The following is a 20,427-nucleotide window of genomic DNA, read 5'->3' on the forward strand; positions in this document are numbered from 1 at the left end:
ATGCGATTGCTGATTATGGGTCCTCAGGGCGTTGGCAAGGGCACTCAGGCTGCTTTGTTAAGTGAGCATTACAATATTCCAGCAATTTCTACTGGTGATATTTTCCGCTATAACTTAAAGAATCAGACTGAGCTTGGCAAGCAAGTGCAGGTTTATCTTGACAAGGGCGAGTTGGTTCCAGATGAACTGACAAACAGCATTGTTAAGGATCGTCTTGCACAAGATGATGCTAAGAATGGCTGGATTCTCGACGGTTATCCTCGTAACGCTTCCCAGGTTCAGGCTTTGGATTTAATGTTGGAAGAGCTTTCAACTCCGCTCGATCACGTTGTGGCCTTGGAAGCTGAGCGTGAGGTTTTGCTCGAGCGCATGCAGAAGCGTGCAGTAGAGCAGGGTCGTTCTGACGATACTCCAGAAGTTATTGCTAAACGTTTGGAAACATACGAAAAAGAAACTGCTCCGCTTCTTGATATTTACGATAGCCGCGGCCAGTTAGTTGAAGTTGATGGTGTTGGCGATATTAAAGAAATTAATAATCGCATTATCGAATCGCTAAACTAATAGCAGTAAAACAATAATAGACTGATTTATTACGGTCAGGTTTGTAAAGAGTTGATGCGCCCTATGCGACACGCCGAGTGTTGCATAGGGCGCATTTACTGTAATATAGAAGATTGGCGTGTCTTCGGATGCGCGAAGTAGTATGCCCAAGGATCGGAACGAGGCTCATGGCAAAAGACGGTGTGATTGAAGTCGAAGGCAAGGTAGTCGAAGCACTGCCGAACGCGATGTTTCGTGTTCAGCTCGAGAATGAGCACATCGTTCTAGCTACGATTTCCGGAAAAATGCGTAAGAATTATATCCGCATTCTTCCGCAGGATCGTGTAGTGCTGGAGATGAGTCCATACGATCTGAACCGTGGACGTATTACGTACCGTTATAAGTAAAGGTACAAGCAAAGGAAAACCATGAAGGTCAGCCCTAGCGTGAAGAGGATCTGCGAAAACTGCCGCGTGATCCGCCGTCACGGCCGCGTCATGGTGATCTGCATTAACCCACGTCATAAGCAGCGTCAGGGCTGAGCAGATTTCCATCGCGGAATACAAAGAATAAGGCGCTAAGTCACAGCAGAAGCTGAACCCTGGGTGCGCAGGCCCAGGCCGCATCTAATTTATTAATGCGGAAGACTTGGTGCACGACCTGCGTAACAGTAAAGGAATTACAATGGCACGTCTTGCCGGAGTAGATATTCCCAATGAGAAGCGCATTGAGATTGCCCTCACCTACATTTTTGGTGTTGGCCGCACTCGCGCTAAGGAAACGCTTGCCGCGACCGGTGTGAATCCGGACACTCGCGTCAAGGATCTTACGGATGAACAGCTGATCACCTTGCGTGATTATCTCGAGGCTAATTACAAGATCGAGGGCGATTTGCGTCGTGAAATTGACGCAGACATCCGTCGTAAGATTCAGATCAACTGCTATCAAGGCCAGCGTCATCGCAAGGGTCTTCCTGTGCGTGGTCAGCGTACCAAGACTAATGCTCGTACCCGTAAGGGCCCGAAGCGTACTGTCGCCGGGAAGAAGAAGGCCACCCGATAGTAGTCGGTGGTCGGCTCTAGGCCACGGATACATTTCCATCGTCTAGACATACCAACTCATTCGTCATTAGGAAACGAGGGTCAATGGCAGCTGCAAAGCAAGCCTCGCGCAAGCCGCGTCGCCGGGACCGCAAGTCGGTGCCGGTTGGGCAGGCGCATATTAAATCAACATTCAATAACACGATTATCTCCATCACCGATCCATCCGGTGCAGTCCTTTCCTGGGCTTCCGGTGGTGACGTCGGCTTTAAGGGTTCCCGTAAGTCGACTCCTTACGCTGCAGGTATGGCCGCTGAGTCTGCCGCTCGTAAGGCAATGGAGCATGGCCTTAAGAAGGTCGACGTGTTTGTTAAGGGTCCAGGTTCCGGTCGTGAAACCGCTATCCGTTCCCTCCAGTCCGCGGGTCTCGAAGTTGGTTCTATTACCGACGTTACCCCGCAAGCGCATAACGGCGTACGCCCACCAAAGCGTCGCCGCGTCTGAGCACTCTTACGAATCCATCCATCCAACCCGCTTATGGGCGGCGAGTGCACCACCGACCAGAAGCTGAAAGGATACCAAAGTGCTTATCGCACAGCGTCCGACACTTACCGAGGAATCACTGAATCCCCAGCGTTCTCGCTTTACTATTGAGCCGTTGGAACCAGGTTTTGGCTACACTCTCGGCAATTCGCTGCGTCGTACCTTGTTGAGCTCCATTCCAGGTGCTGCCGTTACTTCGGTACGCATTTCCGGAGCTTTGCATGAGTTTACGACTCTGCCAGGTGTTGAAGAAGATGTCACTGAAATTCTGCTGAACATCAAGGGCATCGTGCTCACTAGTGAGTACGACGAGCCTGTAGTGATGTATCTGCGCAAGAATGGTAAAGGTGAAGCAACCGCTGGAGACATTACTCCTCCGGCTGGCGTTACTATTGCCAACCCTGAATTGCATATTGCTACACTTGCTGAAGATGGTGAACTTGAAATTGAGTTTACTGTTGAACGCGGTCGCGGCTACGTACCAGCTCAGATGAACAAGCAGGAGAACAGCGAAATCGGCCGCATTCCTGTGGATTCGATCTACTCGCCAGTTTTGAAGGTGAGCTATAAGGTCGAAGCTACCCGCGTGGAACAGCGCACGGACTTCGATAAGCTCATCCTGGATGTGGAAACCAAGCCAGCTATTACACCGCGCGATGCTGTTGCGTCCGCAGGTTCAACCTTGGTTGAGCTTTTCGGCCTTTGCCGTGAGCTTAATCTTGAAGCTGAAGGTGTTGAAGTTGGTCCAGCGCCAATGCGTGAGGAATCTGATTCCCAGCTGGCTATACCGATTGAAGAAATGAATCTTACCCAGCGCAGCTACAACTGCTTGAAGCGCGAGGGTATTCATACAGTCGGCGAATTGGTAGTTCACACTGAGCAGGATTTGCTCGATATTCGTAATTTCGGCATGAAATCCATCGATGAGGTCAAAGAGAAGTTGCAGTCCATGGGTCTGTCTTTGAAGGCTTCGCCGATTGGCTTCGACGCCAATAATCTCGAAGGTGGCACTTTCTTCTCGCCTGAAGACGAGTAGAATTCACCTGCAATCGTCGTAAAATTCGGATGTTCGGGTTGATGCCCACCTGAGTTTTCGGCAATTGCGACAATAAGGAGTAATAATGCCTACACCGAAACAAGGCCCTCGTCTGGCTTCTAGCCCGGCTCATGAGCGCCTGATGCTGGCCAACATGGCGACCAGCCTCTTCCAGCACGGTCGTATTGTGACGACGTTGCCAAAGGCAAAGCGTCTTCGTCCGCTTGCTGAGCGTTTGATTTCATTCGCTAAGCGTGGCGATTTGCATTCGCGTCGTCGCGTGTTGCGCGTGATTCGCAACAAGTCCGTGGTTCACGTTCTTTTCACTCAGATTGCTGAGCAGATGAAGCAGCGTGAAGGCGGCTACACCCGCATCGTGAAGATTGCTCCACGTCGTGGCGATACCGCTCCTCAGGCAATTATTGAGCTTGTAACTGAGCCAGTAAGCCCAAAGAAGGCTGTTGTGAAGGAAGCTGAAGCAGCTACTAAGGTAGCAGCTAAAGAAGAAGCTGCCGAGTAGTCAGCATTTCAGCTTTACGCATCGGTAAAGTAAATCTTAAAGTTAAGCGTAAAATCGCTTCTTGAAGAATTGCTAAAACGAGTCGAGGATTTCCTCGGCTCGTTTTTTATTTGTATTATTATTGAATTATGTCGAATGTTATTGATTTGTTGCGCAACGATTTCTCTACCTTCGCTAAGCGCAAGTTTAATGCCGTGGATGCGCTGATTTTGTGCGAGCTATCTTATATAAATATGCCAACGTACGTGCCAAAATATTGTGATAATCCAAAGAATATTTCTACTGTATCTATTAACGAATTGCTTAGAATAGAAGAATATTCGTCAATGTTTTCTTCTGGATCTCCCAAAGTAGATAAATTCCGCAGGAAGCTGCTTCTTGCTGTCGCTTCCAGCCCTAGGTATAGGGGAATTCGCGTAGGGGAGTATCTTGAGAGGTTTGATGAATCAAATATTGACGAATCATTAGAGCAGCAGTTTGCTGGAGTTACTTTTGATCTTAGCAATTGCGAGGGGATTGATAATCCTCATACTCTTGTTGTGGCTTTTCGCGGCACTGACAGTACGCTTGTTGGGTGGAAAGAAGATTTCAACATGGCTTTCCGCTGCCCAGTGCCAGCGCAAGAATCTGCTGCTGAATATTTGACTTCTGTAGCGCAAAGATATAGCAAGCGTTATTCTAATAAAAACTTCTTTAATAAAATTTTTGCGAACAAACTTTTTGCCCGCTTTTCAAAATCTTCCGTAGACTTGCAAAATAATAATCCAAATATTATTGTTGTAGGTCATTCAAAAGGTGGGAACATGGCTGCTTATGCGGCTATGCGCTTAGATGCTACAAGTCAAAAACTAGGTGATCTTGTATCAAAAATTTATTCTATGGACGGACCTGGTTTTGCGTCTGATGTAGTGGATACAAGCGTTTTTGCGAATGTTTCAAGTCGTATTGAAAAAGTAGTTCCGCAGTCTGCCTTTATTGGATTGATTATGGATACGGGAGTGCCGTATAAGGTTACATTTGCCGATTCGATTGGATTAATGCAACATTTTGGCATGTATTGGCAGATTAAAAATGGTGATTTTGACTACTGTGATTGCGTAACTCCGCGCGCTCTGGCCGTTTCTAAGGCTGCAAACGAGTGGATGATGAATCTGCCATTTGAGGAGCGAAAGCGCAGAATTGACAGCGTTTATAGCATTTTTAGCAGTTTGGGATACCCAACTTTTGATGAAATGTCTTCTCATTGGTCGGAGGTTGTTCCTAAATTATTGAAGATTGCAATGCATATGGATTCAAAAACTTATGAGCTGATTCGTAGTGTTATGAGTGCTTTTGCGCTTGCGGGCGGCAGCTCTTCGGATAAGAAAAGCTAGTGGAAAGTCTGTTTGGAAAGGTTTTGAATGCGACTTCGCTTAGATTTAGCTTACGATGGTGGCGGATTTTACGGTTGGGCTAAGCAGCCTACTTTGCGAACTGTGCAGGGTGAAATTGAGGGGGCTTTGCACACAGTATTGCGTGTGCCAGAAGGGGATGCTGCTGAGCCGCTGCGCCTTACTGTGGCTGGACGTACGGATACGGGCGTGCATGCGTCGCATCAGGTTTGTCATCTTGATGTTTCTGAAGAAACTTTGCTGCGATGCGTAGGGCATACTGGATTGGACGGTGTTTGCGCGCTCGAGTACCGGCTGCGACACGTTTTGCCGCAAGATATTTCGTTGCATAAGGTAAGTGTTGCTCCACTTGGTTTTGATGCGCGCTTTTCTGCGTTGGAGCGCACGTATGTGTATCGTATTTGCGACGCTTCTGATTATTGTGATTACGATCCTCGTATGCGTGGTTTTGTTTTGAAACTTGACGATGTTTTGGATGTTGATGCAATGAACCAGGCTGCTGGGCTTATGATTGGTCTTCACGATTTTGGATCTTTTGCTCGACCTAATCCTGGCGGCACTACTATTCGCGATGTAAAGAGTGCTTGTTGGGAACGTGTGGGAGAGCGCGCTAATGACGTGCTCGTTAATCTTAAAACTGGCTGTGTGCCGCCTGTTGAGCAGGGTTTGCTTGAGTTTACTATTGTTGCTGATGCTTTCGCTCACAATATGGTGCGCTCGCTTGTGCAGGCTTGCGTGCAGATTGGGCGTGGTAAGCGCACGCTTGATTGGTTTGTTGAGAAGATTAATACGCCGATTCGAGAAGGTTCTACTGGTCCTATTGCGCCGCAAGGTTTGACTTTAGAATATGTGGCGTATCCGCCAGATAATGAGCTTGCGGAGCGTGCGGAAAAGATTCGCGCTCGCCGTGATTCTGCTGAGTTATAGCGTTTCAACTCGCCATAATTTTATATTCGCGCCATGGTTTACAATTGAAAAGTTGCGTTTGTGCGCGATTTTGTTGCGCGAATCGCAAGTGGATGAATGTCCGAGCGGTCTAAGGAGCACGCCTCGAAAGCGTGTGAGGGTAAAATCCTCCGCGAGTTCGAATCTCGCTTCATCCGCGAATTAACCAAGCCTAAAGCATGTAAATTGCTTTAGGCTTTTTTAATTCGCCGAGCTTGCTCAGGTTGGAAGCACAGTGTGCTTCCAACGCGAGTTTCGCGCGCGAGCGTAATATGCGCATATTGTATTTTTTGTACATCCAATGTACAAAAAATTGTACATCGAATGTACAAAAACTACGTTTTTCGTGTATAGTTGTTTTTATGAGCGAGTATTTTCCTAGACCAATTGCTGATGCTATTCTTCACGCAAAACGAAAAGTCGTAATTCTTGAAGGCGCAAGAGCTGTAGGCAAAACTATGATGTCAAAGCGTCAGCTTGTGTCTAAAGGGTTTTCATACGTGAGTCTTGCGGATGAAAATACGTTTGCGCTTGCCTCAACAGATTTATATGGTTTGCTAAAAAATCTTAATACTCCAGTTGTTATTGATGAAGCGCAAAGACTTCCAGATCTGCCGCTTGCAATAAAAGAAATAGTTGATAATTCAACGTCAAACAGTCTTCAGTATGTTTTAACAGGTAGTGCGCTTATAAATCGCAACGGATTAGATGGTCAAGATCCTCTTGCTAGGCGCGCTCAGCACTTTATAATGAGTCCTTTTACGCAGTGCGAAATTACTCAAAATAGTGGAAATATTGTAGATAGTCTTATAGAAAGTAATCCAAATCTTAAATATGAAAAAGAAATAGGCAGAGAAGAAGTATATAAAATTATGGCTGCTGGCGGATTCCCAGAATATCAGCAATCATATGATTCTTACGAAGATTGGGAACGCGAAAAGCTTGTGTCAAGCGATATTCTTGCGGTGTTGGGAGATACTATTCTTCCAGGAGAGCGATTAGACAGAAGTTTGGCTGTTAGCATACTTAATAAATTGCTGTGTACGCCTGGTGGGATTCTTAACACGAGTTCAATAGGTCAAGATCTTGCTTTAGATAGGCGAACTATTGAGCGTTATGTTAGCGTATTCTTGCGCAGGTTTTTAATAAATGCGCTCCCGAATATAAAAACCGCGCCGAATCGTCAAACTTTTACTAGAGCTAAAATGCATCCGGTTGATACGTCTTTAAGTGTTCAAACAATGATTAGTAAGGGGCATAATCCTTTGGAAGATCCCGTTATGTATGGGAATTTGCTCGAAAGTTTTGTTGTAAATCAGATTATGCCTGCTGTGCAATGGTCTAAAACGCATCCGGATTGCTTCTATTGGCGTGAAACTGGTAGCAGTCCTAAAGAAGTTGATCTTGTGCTAGGCTTCCGCGGGAATCTGGTTGGTGTGGAAGTGAAAAGTTCTAGCATGGTGAATCGTAACGATTTTAAGGGACTTGTAGCTCTTTCGCAAAGACATGAATTTAAGCGCGGATACGTTGTTTATTTGGGTCAAAAAATTATGCAGTGGGCGGATAATTTGTGGGCAATACCACTAAGCGCACTGTGGGAGCGTGAAGCATTTGAATAACTTGAGATAAATAATTTAAGATTTATAAATATAAGTTTTGTAATATTCAGCTTGCATTTGTTATATATCTATGTTGAATATAAAAGAGGACTGCTAGCTATTGCATAGTAGACCTCTTTTTGCCGATTGCTCTAGATTTTTAGATTATAACGACATTTAGTTTAATAAACTTTATTTTCATTTGCTTGTGATTCTTTCTCTAATACGGAACTAATCCAATCTAAGTCGTCCATAGTAGATATCTGCAATTCATTGGTATATCTACGAAGATATAGCCATCGTCCAATTACATCCCAAATAAAAATACTTCTTGGACAAGTATTTTTTTCATCAAAATTAGGTGTTTTTCTCTTTCTAACTAATTTAACGTATTTTTGCAATGATTTAGATTCTTCCATATCTACAACAACAGATGCAGTGGAATTTGCATTTACTACAGCATATTCACAAACTGATTCCTCATGTTCAAGAAGTATATATGATAACAAAAGTAAAATCATATACGAAACAATAAAAACAGTAATATATTTACGAATACGTTTTTTAGCTTGCTCTGATAAGCGATTAGACAGTGTACGTTTTAAATAATGTAGTAACGACATTAGTTATACCTCTATTGTAGACCATACCAAATTACGCTATTTCAAAACCAAATTTGTCTCTGTTGGGTAGCCGAGTGCGTAGGCGCGCAATAGTCTGGAAGTGATTAGTTTTATTACCGCATCTTTAAAAGCCTTATGTGCTTGAACAGCAGAGTATTCGTAGCTTGTTTCGTTGCGATTGTTTTTTGCCGAGCTTCTAGTTTTATTTTCTTCAATAACTATTATTTGGTTAAAAGCAGTAAGCTCAGCTCGAGCGCAATCCATATAAGCTATGGCCGCAATCGGCAAATCTTTTCCGCTTGCATTATCTTGTGCTTTTCCACTTTCAAGAGCGTCTGCTGGAATCTCGTATATTTTTTTGCGTAAATCATCGCCTTTTCCGGCTGCGTTCATAAAAGTTTGAGCATTGCTTGAGGCCATATCGCTGTACTCCAACGGCAGTCCTGGAACTTTTTTTGCAGCTAAAGTTTGCAGTATAAACGCTAGTTGATCTTCTGCAGCTGCTGCGCTGGCCAAAGGGTGATGCGTCCATTGGAAATTGTTGTAATGCTTTACTGTTTTTGTAAATTGTATATAAGCGTTACGTTCTAGTTGATGAGTTATTGAAGATTCTGGGTTTTCTGGGTTTTCTTGGTTTTCTGTGCTTACAGTGTTCTCTTGGTTTTTTGTGCCTTCGTCAGCATTTTCCTCATCGTTTGTGCCAGCAATCTCTTCGGCAATTTTTGACTTATTATTTCCAGATTCTTTAGATAATATTTCCCATTTTGCTTGTGCGCTATAAACAATACTTTCGCTTAATCTTCCTGGGCATTGTTGTGCTACAGTTTCCCATTCTTTTGCGGAAGATTCCCAGTCCGAAGCAGATACATTATTTACGTTATTTTCAATAAATTGTTGATTTTTTTGCGCTAAACGATATGCTTTTGCGCAAATATTTTCGCCAGAAGCAGATTTTACAGTATGATCTACGTGAATGTTTTGAGGTATGCCACAAGAAGCTAGAGTAAAAACTAGGGTAGGTGCTAATAGTGCACAAACGAAAATCTTAATCGCAATTTTTATGCTGCTATTTGCGTTATTGCGTGCGGCTTTTAACAAAACATAAAGTGTCTGCATAATCTACTAAAATAGCCACTGACTGTGACCAATATCGACTGTATTAATTCAGTAGCATGTTGGCTTGTCTGCAACTTAAAGCAAATCTGATTATAAAAGCTATATCAGAAGGCAAAACAGTTGCAAAAATAATAATCATAAATGAATGCGTTATAACGAGAGGACGTGCGCGATGGAATTGGATTTGGCGGGAATGCATCAGCTTGCGGCACAGCAGGGGATTAATGCCGAGGAGCTGGACGAGGCGCTCGCCGAGGCCTTGCGTCTTGCGTATATTAAAACCGCTCATCCTGCAAAGCATGTGCGAGTTGAACTGGATGAACGTGCAGGTTCGTTCACTGTGTGGGCTAGGGATGAAATTCCTGGTAAGCCTACTGAAGATAACCCGTATCCGGCACCAACGCTTGGAGAAGAGTACGACGATACTCCGCGCGATTTTGGCCGTCTTGCTGCGGCAACAGCCCGTCAAGTTATTAGCCAAATCTTCCGTAAAGCTGAAGATGATCGCGTATTTGGTGCTTTTTCTGGTCAAAAAGGCAAGCTGATTAATGGAATTATTCAGCAGGATGCCAAAGACACTACTAATATTCACGTTGCTGTTGGGGATGTTGAAGCGATTTTGCCTCGCCGTGAGCAGGTTCCAGGTGAACGTTACCGCCATGGTGAGCGTATTCGCGTATATGTTGTAAATGTTGCGCGTGGTCTTCGCGGACCAGAAATTGTGGTTTCTAGGTCGCATCCTGAGCTTGTTCGTCGTCTTTTTGAGCGTGAGGTTCCAGAGCTTGTTTCTGGCGCTGTTTCGATTATGGCGATTGCTCGAGAGGCTGGAGCTCGCACGAAGATTGCTGTACGCGCTAACTCTGAGGGCGTTAATCCAAAGGGAGCTTTGATTGGTCCTGGCGGTTCTAGGGTGCGTGCGGTAATGGAAAATTTGGGTCAGGAAAAGATTGATATTGTCGATTGGTCGGATGACCCAGCGAAGTTTGTTGCCGCCGCGCTTTCTCCAGCAACTGTTACGCAGGTGCAGGTAGTTAGCGAAAAAAATCAGACTGCAGTTGCGTTTATTCACGATGCTCAGCTTTCTCTTGCTATTGGCAAGGAAGGTCAGAATGCTCGTTTGGCTGCAAAGCTAACTGGTTGGAAGATTGGCATTGAGTCCCAAGAAGAGCATGATAAGAAAGTTGCTGCAGCTCAAGGTCAAAACGCATAGTTTTTAGTAGTGGCGACACTCGCACCAATCCAACGTTTCGAGTATGCTGAAACCTGGAATCTGGGCGAAAAAGCAGTAGCATCGTCCTGCACAAGACGAGGTACAAGATCATGGTCGCACGATGATATATCGCACGATAATAAATAATAAGCTCGCAATAATGTAAAGTGGCCGCGCGCTCTAGCGCTGCCACAGACAGAGGAGAACACTGAGTGGTTAAAAAGCGCGTGTATGAACTGGCCAAAGAATTTGGTGTAGACAGTAAAACCGTGTTGGAGCGTTTGAAGGGCATGGGCGAATTTGTTAAGTCCGCTTCTTCAACAGTTGAGGCTCCAGTAGTGCGTCGTTTGCAGGCGGCGCTGGCAGCTGAAGGAAATCAGGCAGGTAGCAAGTCAGCTAGCAAGCCTGCTAAAGCTGCGGCAAATCCTGCTGCAACTACAGCTTCAAAGCAAGCTGCAAATCAGTCTGCAAATCAGTCTGCAAAACCTTCTGGTGCTGCAAAACCTTCTGCACCAAAAGCTAAGTCTCAGACTGAATCTCAAAAGCGCGCTGCAGGCAATCAAAATTCGGAGCAATCCGAACATTCTGCAGCTTCTAAGGCATCACCAAAATCTGAAGCAAATCACTCTCGCGCAAATCATAATCCTCGTCCATCTTCTTCTGGCGAATCGAAACATGCAGAGCGTCGTGGTGAAAACCGTGAGAATCGCGAGAATCGTGCGCAGATGCCTCCTCGTCCGCGCCCACATCAGGGCGCTCAAGGAGCAGGTAATGCAACCCCTCGTCCTGGAAATAATCCGTTTAGCCGTAAGCAGGGCATGCATTCTCCTACCCCTGGAGATATTCCACGTCCTCACCCAATGTCTCGCCCAGGCGCTCAAGATGGCCGCGGTGGCCGTCCAGGCCAGGGTGGAGCGGGTAACGCAAATGGTGCGCGCGGTGAACGCGGCGGAAATCGTTCTCGCGGCGGTCGCTCTAACCAAGGAGCTGGGCGTTCTCAGTGGTCAGGTCAGCGTCGCGGTGGCGCTTCTAATGGCTCTGGCTCTTCAAATAGCAGGCCATCTGCAGAATCGCGCTTTAATGCAAATCAAGCTGCAACTTTCCAGGCTGCAGCAGCAGGTGCTCCAAACGGTGGTCCATCTCGCGGCGGCGGTCGCGGTAGGGCAGGCGCTGCAGGCGCATTTGGTCGTCAGGGAGGCAAGTCCTCTAAGGCTCGTAAGAACCGTTTAGCGAAGCGTCGTGAATACGAAGAGCTTAAAGCACCAGTTATTGGCGGCGTTCGCATTCCTTCCGGTAATGGCGCTACTATTCGTTTGCGTCAGGGCGCAACTCTTTCTGACTTGGCAGAAAAAATTGATGTCAATCCAGCAGCTTTGGTAACTGTGCTCTTCCACTTGGGTGAAATGGCAACAGCTACGCAGTCTTTGGATGAGTCGACATTCCAGATTTTGGGTGAAGAAATCGGCTGGAATATCAATATTGTTTCTGCTGAAGAAGAAGATAAAGAGCTTTTGCAGCAATTCGATATCGATTTGGATGAAGAAGAGTTGCAGGAAGATGACGATTTGCAATCTCGTCCACCTGTTGTTACCGTTATGGGTCACGTTGATCACGGTAAAACTCGTTTGCTCGACACCATCCGTAAGTCGAATGTTATTGATCGCGAAGCTGGCGGTATTACGCAGCGAATCGGTGCTTATCAGGTAACTGTAAATCTTGAGGGTAAGCCTCGTAAGATTACATTCCTCGATACCCCAGGTCACGAAGCGTTTACTGCTATGCGTGCTCGCGGTGCTGAGCTTACAGACGTTGCTATTCTTGTTGTTGCAGCAGACGACGGTGTTATGCCTCAGACTGTTGAAGCAATTAACCACGCTCAAGCGGCTCACGTGCCGATTGTTGTGGCTGTAAACAAGATTGATGTTGAAGGTGCTAACCCAGATAAGGTTCGCGGTCAGCTCACTGAATACGGTTTGGTTGCGGAAGAGTACGGTGGTGACACCATGTTTGTGGATATTTCCGCAAAGCAGGGCACTAACGTCAATAAGCTTCTTGAAGCCGTGTTGTTGACTGCTGACGCTGAGCTTGATCCTAAAGCAAATCCAAATATGGACGCTCGTGGCGCAACTATTGAGGCTCGACTCGACAAGGGTCGCGGTGCTGTTGCTACCGTTTTGGTGCAGCAGGGTACTCTTCACGTTGGCGATTCTATTGTTGCCGGCACTTCTTACGGCCGCGTTCGCGCTATGCTCGACGAAAACGGCAATCACTTGCAGGATGCAGCTCCTTCCACTCCTGTTCAGGTGCTTGGTTTGACTTCTGTTCCAACCGCAGGTGACCTGTTCTTGGTTACTTCCGACGACCGTTCTGCTCGTCAGATTGCGGAGAAGCGTGCAGCTACAGAGCGTGCAGCTCAGCTTGCTAAGCGTCGCAAGGTTGTGTCTCTTGAAAGCCTTAAGGAACAGTTCGCTAAGTCTGAAGTTGACATGCTGAACATTGTTATTAAGGGTGATTCTTCCGGTTCTGTTGAGGCTTTGGAAGATTCCTTGATGAAGATTGAGGTTTCTGAAGAAGTTGGAATCCAGGTTATTCACCGCGGTGTTGGTGCAATTACTCAGAACGATGTGAACTTGGCAACTGTTGACAAGGCTGTGATTATTGGCTTCAACGTGCGTCCAAACCGTCAGGTTGCAGATTTGGCAGATCGCGAGGGCGTGGAAGTTAAGTACTACTCTGTTATTTACAAGGCAATTGAAGATATTGAAGCTGCTTTGAAGGGTATGCTTAAGCCGGAATTTGAAGAAGTTGTTACTTCGCATTCCGAAATTCGCGAAATCTTCCGCTCTTCCAAGTTCGGCAATATTGCTGGTGTTATGGTTCAAGACGGCGAAGTCAAGCGCGGTACGAAGTGCCGTATTTTGCGCGACGGTGTTGCAACAGTCAACGACCTGGAAATCTCCAGCTTGCGTAGGTTCAAGGATGACGTGCAGTCCGTTAGCGAAGGTTATGAAGCAGGTATTAACCTTGGAAGCTTCAACGACATTGAGCTTGGCGACGTAATCGAAACCTTTGAAATGAAGCAGATTGAGCGCAAGTAATTATGGCAGGAACGAATCCTAGAGCTGCACGTATTGCAGCGTTAATTCAGCGCGTAATCGCCTCTAATATGGAATCGCAGTTGCACGATAAGCGTCTTGCTAGTGTAACTATTACGGAAGTTCGAGTTACTAACGATTTGCAAATTGCAAAAGTTTATTGGACTCAGCTTGGCCATGCTGGAAAAGAGCAGGGTGAGCGTCAACGTACAGCCCAGGCTTTACAGCAGGCTCACGGACGTTTGCGCTCTTTGGTTGGTGCAAAAGCTGGCTTGCGTTTAACTCCGCAATTGCAGTTCGTTTACGACGAAGTGCCTACGGAAGCGCACGAAATTGAGGATATTTTGGTTGCTGCTCGTCATCGTGACGAAGAGTTAGCTAAAATGCGCGAAAATGCTAAGTATGCTGGCGAGTCGGATCCTTATAAGAAGCCGCATGAAGATGATGAGTCTGACGACGACTTTGAAGACGATTCTGATGACGACGACTTTGAAGACGACGAACCTGCAGAATCTTCAGAATCTTCCGAATCTGCAGAATAGCGCGAAAAAATCTTAATTTGCATATGACGCAATTCACATCATCTTCCGGTCTTTTACTTGTAGATAAGCCGCAAGGCGTTACAAGTCACGACGTTGTAGCCTGCGCGCGTCACCTTTTGCACACAAAGCGCGTAGGCCACGCAGGAACGCTTGATCCTATGGCAACAGGCTTGCTTATTGTAGGATTTGGTAACGCAACGCGGCTTCTTAACTACATGCTAGGTCACAACAAAACTTACGAAGCGGTAATTCGCTTGGGTGAGTCTACGACTACAGATGATGCCGACGGTGAGATTTTGCAACAAAACAATCTACAATTAGGTCCGGGAGTTGTTGCTAAATCTGCAGATGATGTGTTTTCGAAGCTTCTTTTTGAAAGTAATTCTTGCAATAGCGAGCTTATAAACCAAGCTTTTGAGCGAATTAAGCAAGTTATTAAAGAAAACTTAACTGGCAAAATTATGCAAGCTCCTACCGCTTTTTCTGCTATTAAAATTAACGGTCAGCGTGCGTACGATTTAGCTCGCGAAGGGAAAACTGTAGAAATTCAGTCGCGTGAAATAACTATTAGCGATTTTTATGTTGCCAATCCTCGTATTTCGTGCGGCAAAAGTGGCAGAAAAGTATGCGATATTACTGCAACTGTTTCTTGCAGTAGCGGCACATACATTCGTGCTTTAGCGCGCGATTTAGGCCGTCTTCTTGGCGTCGGTGGACATTTGATTTCGCTTCGACGCACAAGTGTCGGAAATTTTTCGGTTAATAGCCCGCGTATTCTTAAACTTTACTCAGAAACGCGCGAATTTACCGATAGAGAAGGTGTTTTGCAAAAACGTTCAAAAGCTGTTCCGGAAAAAGATTTTGACGCCGATATTTGTCTTCCTAAAATCTGCTTAAACATGTTCGAAGCAGCAGAGCATACTTTACCAATGCTACAAATTGACGAAAATCAAGCAAAAGACTTGCGTTTTGGGCGCTGGCTTAGTTTTGAATCAGAAGAAAATTCTCAACAATATCCTGCAATAGCCTACGTTAAATCCTCAAATAATGCGCAAAATGACGTCGTTGCTGTAGTTGAGCCGGCAAAAAATAGTAAAACTAATCAAATCAAACCAATTGTGGTATTTCCGGCAAGCCAGAAGACTGGTAAACTGGATGAGTATTTAGAATAATTAGTACGGCTCGACGCAGTTTGTCTTGACGTAGATGCTTGAATGCGGATAGTAAGGATATCATGAAGGTCATCGACATTCGACCAGATGCCAACGGCATGATTAATTGGCCAACGCTAAGTGCAGAGCGTAAAGCAGTTGTTACAATTGGTGTGTTTGACGGCATGCACAAAGGTCATCGTGAGGTTGTTCGCCGCACTGTTGAACTTGCGCACCGCCACGGCGCGTTTTCTGTTGTTATTATGTTCGATCCGCGCCCAAGTGTAGTGCACGCAAACCCTGATTTATACGACGATTTTGGCGATTTCAACACGGATCTTCCGGAAGATTCGGATGCGCTTACCAGCGTTCGTCAACGCTTGCGTGTGCTTTCTGAGCTAGATGTTGATCACGTTGTTATTGTGCGCTACAGCCTTGCTTTTGCTGCAAAATCGTACCGTTTCTTCTTAGGTCAGCTTGTAGGAAAGCTTGGTATGCGAGCTTTGGTTCTTGGCTCTGACGCTGCTCTTGGCGCTCGTAGGGCTGGAAATATTCAAGCAATTCGCGAATTATCTAAAGCAACGGGCGTTTTTGAGCTTATTGAGGTAGAAGATTTAGGCCCGGATGATGTTCGCGTGCCAGATCCTATTGTGCGCGAAGTTCCTAAGGGTTCTGGCGAGCCGGAAGACCCTGCTGAGGGTATGAATAAGGCAGAATATCGCGCTTGGAGTAAGAGCATGCCGAATAAGAAGGTGCGTGCTTGGAGCTCTACGAATGTTCGCTGGATGCTTGCAACTGGGCGCGTTAAGGCGGCTCGTGAAATTTTGGATCAACCGCATCGTGTTGAAGGAACAGTGGTTCATGGGGATGAGCGCGGTCGTGAGCTTGGTTTCCCAACAGTGAATCTTGGCGAAAAAATTGAAGGATACATTCCGGTTGACGGCGTATACGCTGGTTGGGTTGTTGATTTAGATTCAGATAATAAGAATGAGATGCGCCCAACAAAGAGCACTGTGCCGGATGTTAGCGTTTTGCGCCGCGATGAGCTTCATTTAGGCGTGCATTCTCCATGGCGTTGGCCGGCTGCGATTTCAATCGGCACAAAGCCAACGTTTAATGCGGATGGCGAAGACGAAGCTGAGCGCACAGTTGAAGCTTACGGACTGTTCGACGATTGGAAGGATTTGTACGGACATCGCGTTTGCATCGAGTTTGCGAGCTTCCTGCGTCCGCAGCAGACTTTTGATTCGGTTGATGAGCTAAAAAATATGCTCAAAGCCAATGTTGAACAGGTGCGTGAAATTACCGACGCTGAAGCTGAAAACTAAGTTTGAGAGCGTTTGTTCAGTTTTGATTAAGCAAGGTGAAACATACAATCGTGCACTTGGTGCTATTACCGGTCTTGCTATAGGCGATGCTTTAGGCATGCCTACTCAAAGCATGAGCGCTCAAAGCATACGTCGTTTTTATAGCGGTCCTATTACAGGTTTAGTGGACGCTGTAAGTCAGCAGCCAATCGCGCCAAATATGAAAGCAGCTTCCGTAACGGATGATACGGAACAAGCTTTTTTGCTCGCTAAACGAATAATTGCAGACAAAGGCAATATAAACAATAATAAGTATGCGCAAAATCTTCTAGATTGGGAAGATGCAATGCGTGAAAAAGGTTCGTTGGATCTTTTAGGCCCGTCAACTAAGTCTGCTTTAGAAGCGCTTGTAAACGGTGTAAGTCCTGAAGAAACTGGCAAATTTGGCACAACTAATGGTGGCGCAATGCGCGCAACGCCAGTTGGAATCGCTTTTAAAATAGGAGATTCTCTTGCCTGCCAAGCTAGAAAATCGTGCTTAATTACTCATAACACAACTCAAGGAATTGAATCCACAACACTTGTTGCTGCAGCAGTAAGTTTAGGAATTGAAGGTTGTGAAAATCCGCTTAAAGAAGCAATAAAATTCGTAAAATCGCTTCCAAAATATGGTAATTGGAGCGCAAAAGCAAGCGTTATAAGTAGGGTCGAATTTTTCACTAAAAAGTCCGAGGAATTGAGTTGCTTATCTGCAAGTGACGATGATTTTGCTGAAATGTTGCAAAATGATTGTGGCACTAGTGTTGAAGCTAATGAATCTGTTGCCGCTGCTTTCGCAATTGCAACTCGTTTTGTGAACGATCCAACTAAAGCTGCGTGTTTCGCGGCTTCAATTGGAGGAGACACGGATACGATTGCCGCAATGTGCTCGGCAATGTTGGGGTCAAAGTATGGTCCGCAAGTATTCGATGCAGAAATACGTGAACGTGTTTTAGAGAATTTGCGAGTCGATCACTGCTACGACGTAGAAAATACAGTGTATGATTTGTGTTTAATTAGAGAAAATTCTGCGCAATAGCTTTCAGAGGCGATTACAATGGGTGGATCAAATCTAAACTTGAGCAATAAAACAAGTTTGATTGCGCCTAGAGTAATCTCACTCGGTCAAATTATTGTGGATTTAACTATGAAAGTTAATTCCGTTCCTAAGCCTGGTGAAGACATATTTGCAAGCGGGTATAGTATGCGCGCTGGTGCAAGTTACAACATGCTGTTTGCTGCAAGTCAAATGGGTGCTAATGCGCAGTGGGCTGGTGTTTTGGGCGAAGGCTATTTTGCAAATATTATTTCTAAAGCTTTAAACGAAGCGCATATTTCGCATATTGGTATAAAAAATTCGACGCTTGATTCTGGATTTTGCGTAGCTCTTACGGACGCAAGTGCGGAGCGAACTTTTGTATCTACTAAAGGTGCGGAAACTAGTGGTGATGAGCACGCTTTTGACTTAGTAAACCCAAATCCGCAAGATGTTGTGTATATTAGCGGGTACACGTTTGTGAGCCCTATAAAGCGCGCGCTTTTGCGGTTTATGTTAAGAACAAGCGGTTCAGGCGGTTCAGATGGTTCGTGTGGTTCGTGCGGTTCAATTAGTAGTGTTTTAGATAGTTCTTTTTATGAACAAAACCGCCGGTTTGCTGCGATTTTTGATGCTTCGCCAATGATTGCAAATATTTTAGATGAAGACTTAAAAGCGTTGATTGATTACGCGCCAATTTGGTCGTGTAATGCTAGGGAAGCGGGGATTTTAGCGAGAAGACTTAACGCTTGGGGAAACGACGAAATCGAAGATGATGACAGCAAAGATGCTGACGAAAGCAAAGATGCTGATAACAAAAACTTTAATGACGAAACAAATAATCAACTTACAAAACGAAAGATTGAGCTTTTGCAGCGTGCACTAAAAGCTCCGTTAATTGTTCGTGCGGGATCTAATGGAGCTTGGGTGTGTGATTTAGGTGAAGAAGCTGAGCATGTTAAAGGATTTAATGTAAAAGCGGTGGATACGAATGGTGCTGGAGATGCGCATACTGGCGTTCTTGCGGCGTCAATAGGGTACAAGATGACGCTTAAGCAGGCGGTTTTGTGCGCGAATGCTGCTGCCGCTATTGCTGTTACAAAATATGGTCCTGCAACTTGCCCTACAAAAAAGGAGATAGAAGATTTTATTAAAACAAATGTTTATTAGTATCAACATTTGTTGACTTTTCTTAAGAAATTCAAAACAGAAAGATCTGTGAAACAAAATCTGTGAAACAAAATTTGTGAAGCAGAATCAATCTAAAAGAAACAAGGTGAAAAATGAGTAAAGCTCAAATAGACGAATCTAAAGCTCAACAATCTTCAGGCTCGTCAACTCAAAACTCCTTAAGCATTGAGGAACAAGGCATAGATACAATCAGTGAAAGCGAGCGTAAAGGAACGCCGTCAAGCCTATTCTGGCCGTGGTTTGCAGCAAATATTTCCGTATTTGCAATGTCGTACGGAGCGTGGGCATTAGGTTTTGCAATATCCTTCTGGCAAGCAACGCTAATGACAATAATCGGCGTAATCGTATCGTTCTTGCTGGTTGGAGTAATCTCAATAGCTGGCAAACGCGGAAACGCTCCAACAATGGTATTAACTCGCGCAACGTTCGGCGTACGCGGAGCAAATATTCCAGCAGCATTAAGTTGGATTGCAACGCTCGGCTGGGAGATTTCACTAGCAATAACCGCAGTTCTCGCAATGGCAACAGCTGCAGAAAAACTCGGCTGGGGTAGTGGCGTGAGCGTTAAAATCGTGAGCACAATCATCGTAGTTGGATTGATTGTAATCGTTGGAATTTACGGCTACGACTTAATTATGAAGTGCCAGCAAGTTATAACAATCGTAACTGGAATAATCACTCTTGGATTCTTTGTACTAGGCTGGTGTCATATAAACTTTGATGCGATTGGCAAAATTCCAAACGGATCTCTTCCGGCAATGCTTGGCTGCTGCTTCTTCGTTATGACAGGTTTTGGCATAGGCTGGGTTAATGTTGCTGCTGATTACTCAAGATACTTGCCTAGAAAATCTTCAAATAGCGGAATCGTTTTTTGGACTACTTTTGGAGCGTCAATTGCAAACGTGTTCTTAATTTTCTACGGCCTTCTGCTTGCAGCTTCCAATATGCAATTAGCTCACAACGTTGGAAATGACCCAATCGGCGCAATTGCGGCAATACTGCCAGCGTGGTATTTGATTCCGTACACGATTGTAGCCGTGTTAGGACTTATGTCGGGCGCAATTATGGACAATTATTCTAATGGTCTTGCGTTGCTATCTTTTGGAATACGTATTCCGCGCGCTGTTGCAGCAATTATTACGGCTGTGCTAACTACTCTCGGTGTTGTTTACGTTACGTTCTTCTCCGACACGTTTATTGGACCATTCCAAGGCTTCTTAACAACTTTGGGAGTGCCGATGGCTGTTTGGGCTGGAATGTTTACTACGGATGTGCTCGTTCGTAAAAAAGACTACTTCACTGAGGACTTGTATAAGCCGGAAGGCCGCTATGGCGCTTGGAATGTTAAAGCCTTTGCGATTCTTTGCGTTGGAACGATTGTTGGCTGGGGTTTGGTTGTAAACTCTGCAGCAAAATGGCTTACATGGCAAGGATATTTGCTTTGGATTGTTGGCGGAAAATCAAGTAGCTGGGCGGGCGCAAATCTTGGCGTAATAATTGCGCT

19 protein-coding genes, 1 tRNA gene and 2 pseudogenes are annotated in these 20,427 nt (G+C 45.4%); 20 read left to right on the forward strand and 2 right to left on the reverse strand.

All coding sequences use genetic code 11. From position 1 onward, the window contains the following. The 11 genes from NG78_RS03895 (at nt 1) to NG78_RS03850 (ending at nt 7,634) form a co-directional block, all read left to right on the forward strand. Nucleotides 1-561 (forward strand): adenylate kinase, encoded by a 561-nt coding sequence (locus tag NG78_RS03895; RefSeq protein ID WP_004129023.1) that lies wholly within the window; start codon nt 1-3, stop codon nt 559-561. Between the two features lie 167 nt (nt 562-728). After that, nucleotides 729-947: a translation initiation factor IF-1 gene (infA, locus tag NG78_RS03890; RefSeq protein WP_004129021.1), complete on the forward strand. Its 219-nt coding sequence runs from the start codon at nt 729-731 to the stop codon at nt 945-947. Nucleotides 948-968: 21 nt separating this feature from the next. After that, entirely contained in the window at nt 969-1,082 is a 114-nt protein-coding gene (gene rpmJ / locus NG78_RS05975) for a 50S ribosomal protein L36 (RefSeq protein WP_003842636.1), read from the forward strand. A 142-nt stretch (nt 1,083-1,224) separates the two neighbouring features. After that, complete coding sequence (gene rpsM / locus NG78_RS03885) at nt 1,225-1,602, forward strand: 30S ribosomal protein S13 (RefSeq protein WP_004105472.1); 378 nt, start codon at nt 1,225-1,227, stop codon at nt 1,600-1,602. 83 nt (nt 1,603-1,685) lie between these two features. Then, nucleotides 1,686-2,084: a 30S ribosomal protein S11 gene (rpsK, locus tag NG78_RS03880; RefSeq protein WP_004105468.1), complete on the forward strand. Its 399-nt coding sequence runs from the start codon at nt 1,686-1,688 to the stop codon at nt 2,082-2,084. Nucleotides 2,085-2,163: 79 nt separating this feature from the next. Next, nucleotides 2,164-3,159, forward strand: a complete 996-nt coding sequence (locus NG78_RS03875; protein WP_004134296.1) for a DNA-directed RNA polymerase subunit alpha — start codon at nt 2,164-2,166, stop codon at nt 3,157-3,159. A gap of 85 nt (nt 3,160-3,244) precedes the next feature. Next, nucleotides 3,245-3,679, forward strand: coding sequence for a 50S ribosomal protein L17 (gene rplQ, locus NG78_RS03870; protein ID WP_004129014.1), 435 nt, complete (start codon nt 3,245-3,247; stop codon nt 3,677-3,679). 128 nt (nt 3,680-3,807) lie between these two features. Beyond that, nucleotides 3,808-5,052 carry an Mbeg1-like protein gene (locus NG78_RS03865; protein ID WP_004134299.1) on the forward strand — a complete coding sequence of 415 codons (1,245 nt, stop codon included), beginning with the start codon at nt 3,808-3,810 and terminating at the stop codon, nt 5,050-5,052. 27 nt (nt 5,053-5,079) lie between these two features. Next, complete coding sequence (locus tag NG78_RS03860) at nt 5,080-5,997, forward strand: tRNA pseudouridine synthase A (protein WP_004134300.1); 918 nt, start codon at nt 5,080-5,082, stop codon at nt 5,995-5,997. A gap of 90 nt (nt 5,998-6,087) precedes the next feature. After that, nucleotides 6,088-6,173: transfer RNA gene (locus NG78_RS03855), tRNA-Ser, on the forward strand. 204 nt (nt 6,174-6,377) lie between these two features. Beyond that, entirely contained in the window at nt 6,378-7,634 is a 1,257-nt protein-coding gene (locus NG78_RS03850) for an ATP-binding protein (protein WP_004134301.1), read from the forward strand. A gap of 161 nt (nt 7,635-7,795) precedes the next feature. Here NG78_RS03850 and NG78_RS03845 read toward each other — a convergent pair whose 3' ends face one another. Then, the gene (locus NG78_RS03845; protein WP_004134303.1) at nt 7,796-8,236 is read right to left on the reverse strand and encodes a hypothetical protein; all 441 of its coding nucleotides are present in this window, start codon (nt 8,234-8,236) and stop codon (nt 7,796-7,798) included. Nucleotides 8,237-8,272: 36 nt separating this feature from the next. Then, nucleotides 8,273-9,352: a hypothetical protein gene (locus tag NG78_RS03840; RefSeq protein ID WP_004134304.1), complete on the reverse strand. Its 1,080-nt coding sequence runs from the start codon at nt 9,350-9,352 to the stop codon at nt 8,273-8,275. Nucleotides 9,353-9,524: 172 nt separating this feature from the next. On the opposite strand from NG78_RS03840, the gene nusA reads away from it, so the two are divergent. The 9 genes and pseudogenes from nusA to NG78_RS03800 form a co-directional block, all read left to right on the forward strand. Then, on the forward strand, nt 9,525-10,562 hold the full coding sequence (nusA, locus tag NG78_RS03835; RefSeq protein ID WP_004134305.1) for a transcription termination factor NusA: 1,038 nt from the start codon (nt 9,525-9,527) through the stop codon (nt 10,560-10,562). A gap of 212 nt (nt 10,563-10,774) precedes the next feature. Beyond that, nucleotides 10,775-10,997: pseudogene (locus NG78_RS06240) on the forward strand (translation initiation factor IF-2 N-terminal domain-containing protein); the annotation flags it as partial. Nucleotides 10,998-11,296: 299 nt separating this feature from the next. After that, nucleotides 11,297-13,660 (forward strand): annotated as a pseudogene (gene infB, locus NG78_RS03830) (translation initiation factor IF-2); the annotation flags it as partial. Nucleotides 13,661-13,662: 2 nt separating this feature from the next. Then, nucleotides 13,663-14,199, forward strand: a complete 537-nt coding sequence (gene rbfA / locus NG78_RS03825) for a 30S ribosome-binding factor RbfA (RefSeq protein WP_004134307.1) — start codon at nt 13,663-13,665, stop codon at nt 14,197-14,199. Between the two features lie 23 nt (nt 14,200-14,222). Then, nucleotides 14,223-15,371, forward strand: a complete 1,149-nt coding sequence (locus NG78_RS03820) for a tRNA pseudouridine synthase B (RefSeq protein WP_004134308.1) — start codon at nt 14,223-14,225, stop codon at nt 15,369-15,371. A 62-nt stretch (nt 15,372-15,433) separates the two neighbouring features. Continuing rightward, on the forward strand, nt 15,434-16,678 hold the full coding sequence (ribF, locus tag NG78_RS03815; RefSeq protein ID WP_004134309.1) for a bifunctional riboflavin kinase/FMN adenylyltransferase: 1,245 nt from the start codon (nt 15,434-15,436) through the stop codon (nt 16,676-16,678). A gap of 22 nt (nt 16,679-16,700) precedes the next feature. Next, on the forward strand, nt 16,701-17,735 hold the full coding sequence (locus NG78_RS03810; RefSeq protein ID WP_004134310.1) for an ADP-ribosylglycohydrolase family protein: 1,035 nt from the start codon (nt 16,701-16,703) through the stop codon (nt 17,733-17,735). Between the two features lie 18 nt (nt 17,736-17,753). Further along, nucleotides 17,754-18,902 carry a PfkB family carbohydrate kinase gene (locus tag NG78_RS03805; RefSeq protein WP_004134313.1) on the forward strand — a complete coding sequence of 383 codons (1,149 nt, stop codon included), beginning with the start codon at nt 17,754-17,756 and terminating at the stop codon, nt 18,900-18,902. Between the two features lie 113 nt (nt 18,903-19,015). Further along, on the forward strand, nt 19,016-20,427 hold a 1,412-nt coding region (locus NG78_RS03800), incomplete at its 3' end, for a purine-cytosine permease family protein (protein WP_004134314.1).

The sequence above is a fragment of the Gardnerella greenwoodii 00703Dmash genome (genome assembly GCF_000263635.1).
Classification (GTDB): domain Bacteria; phylum Actinomycetota; class Actinomycetes; order Actinomycetales; family Bifidobacteriaceae; genus Bifidobacterium; species Bifidobacterium greenwoodii.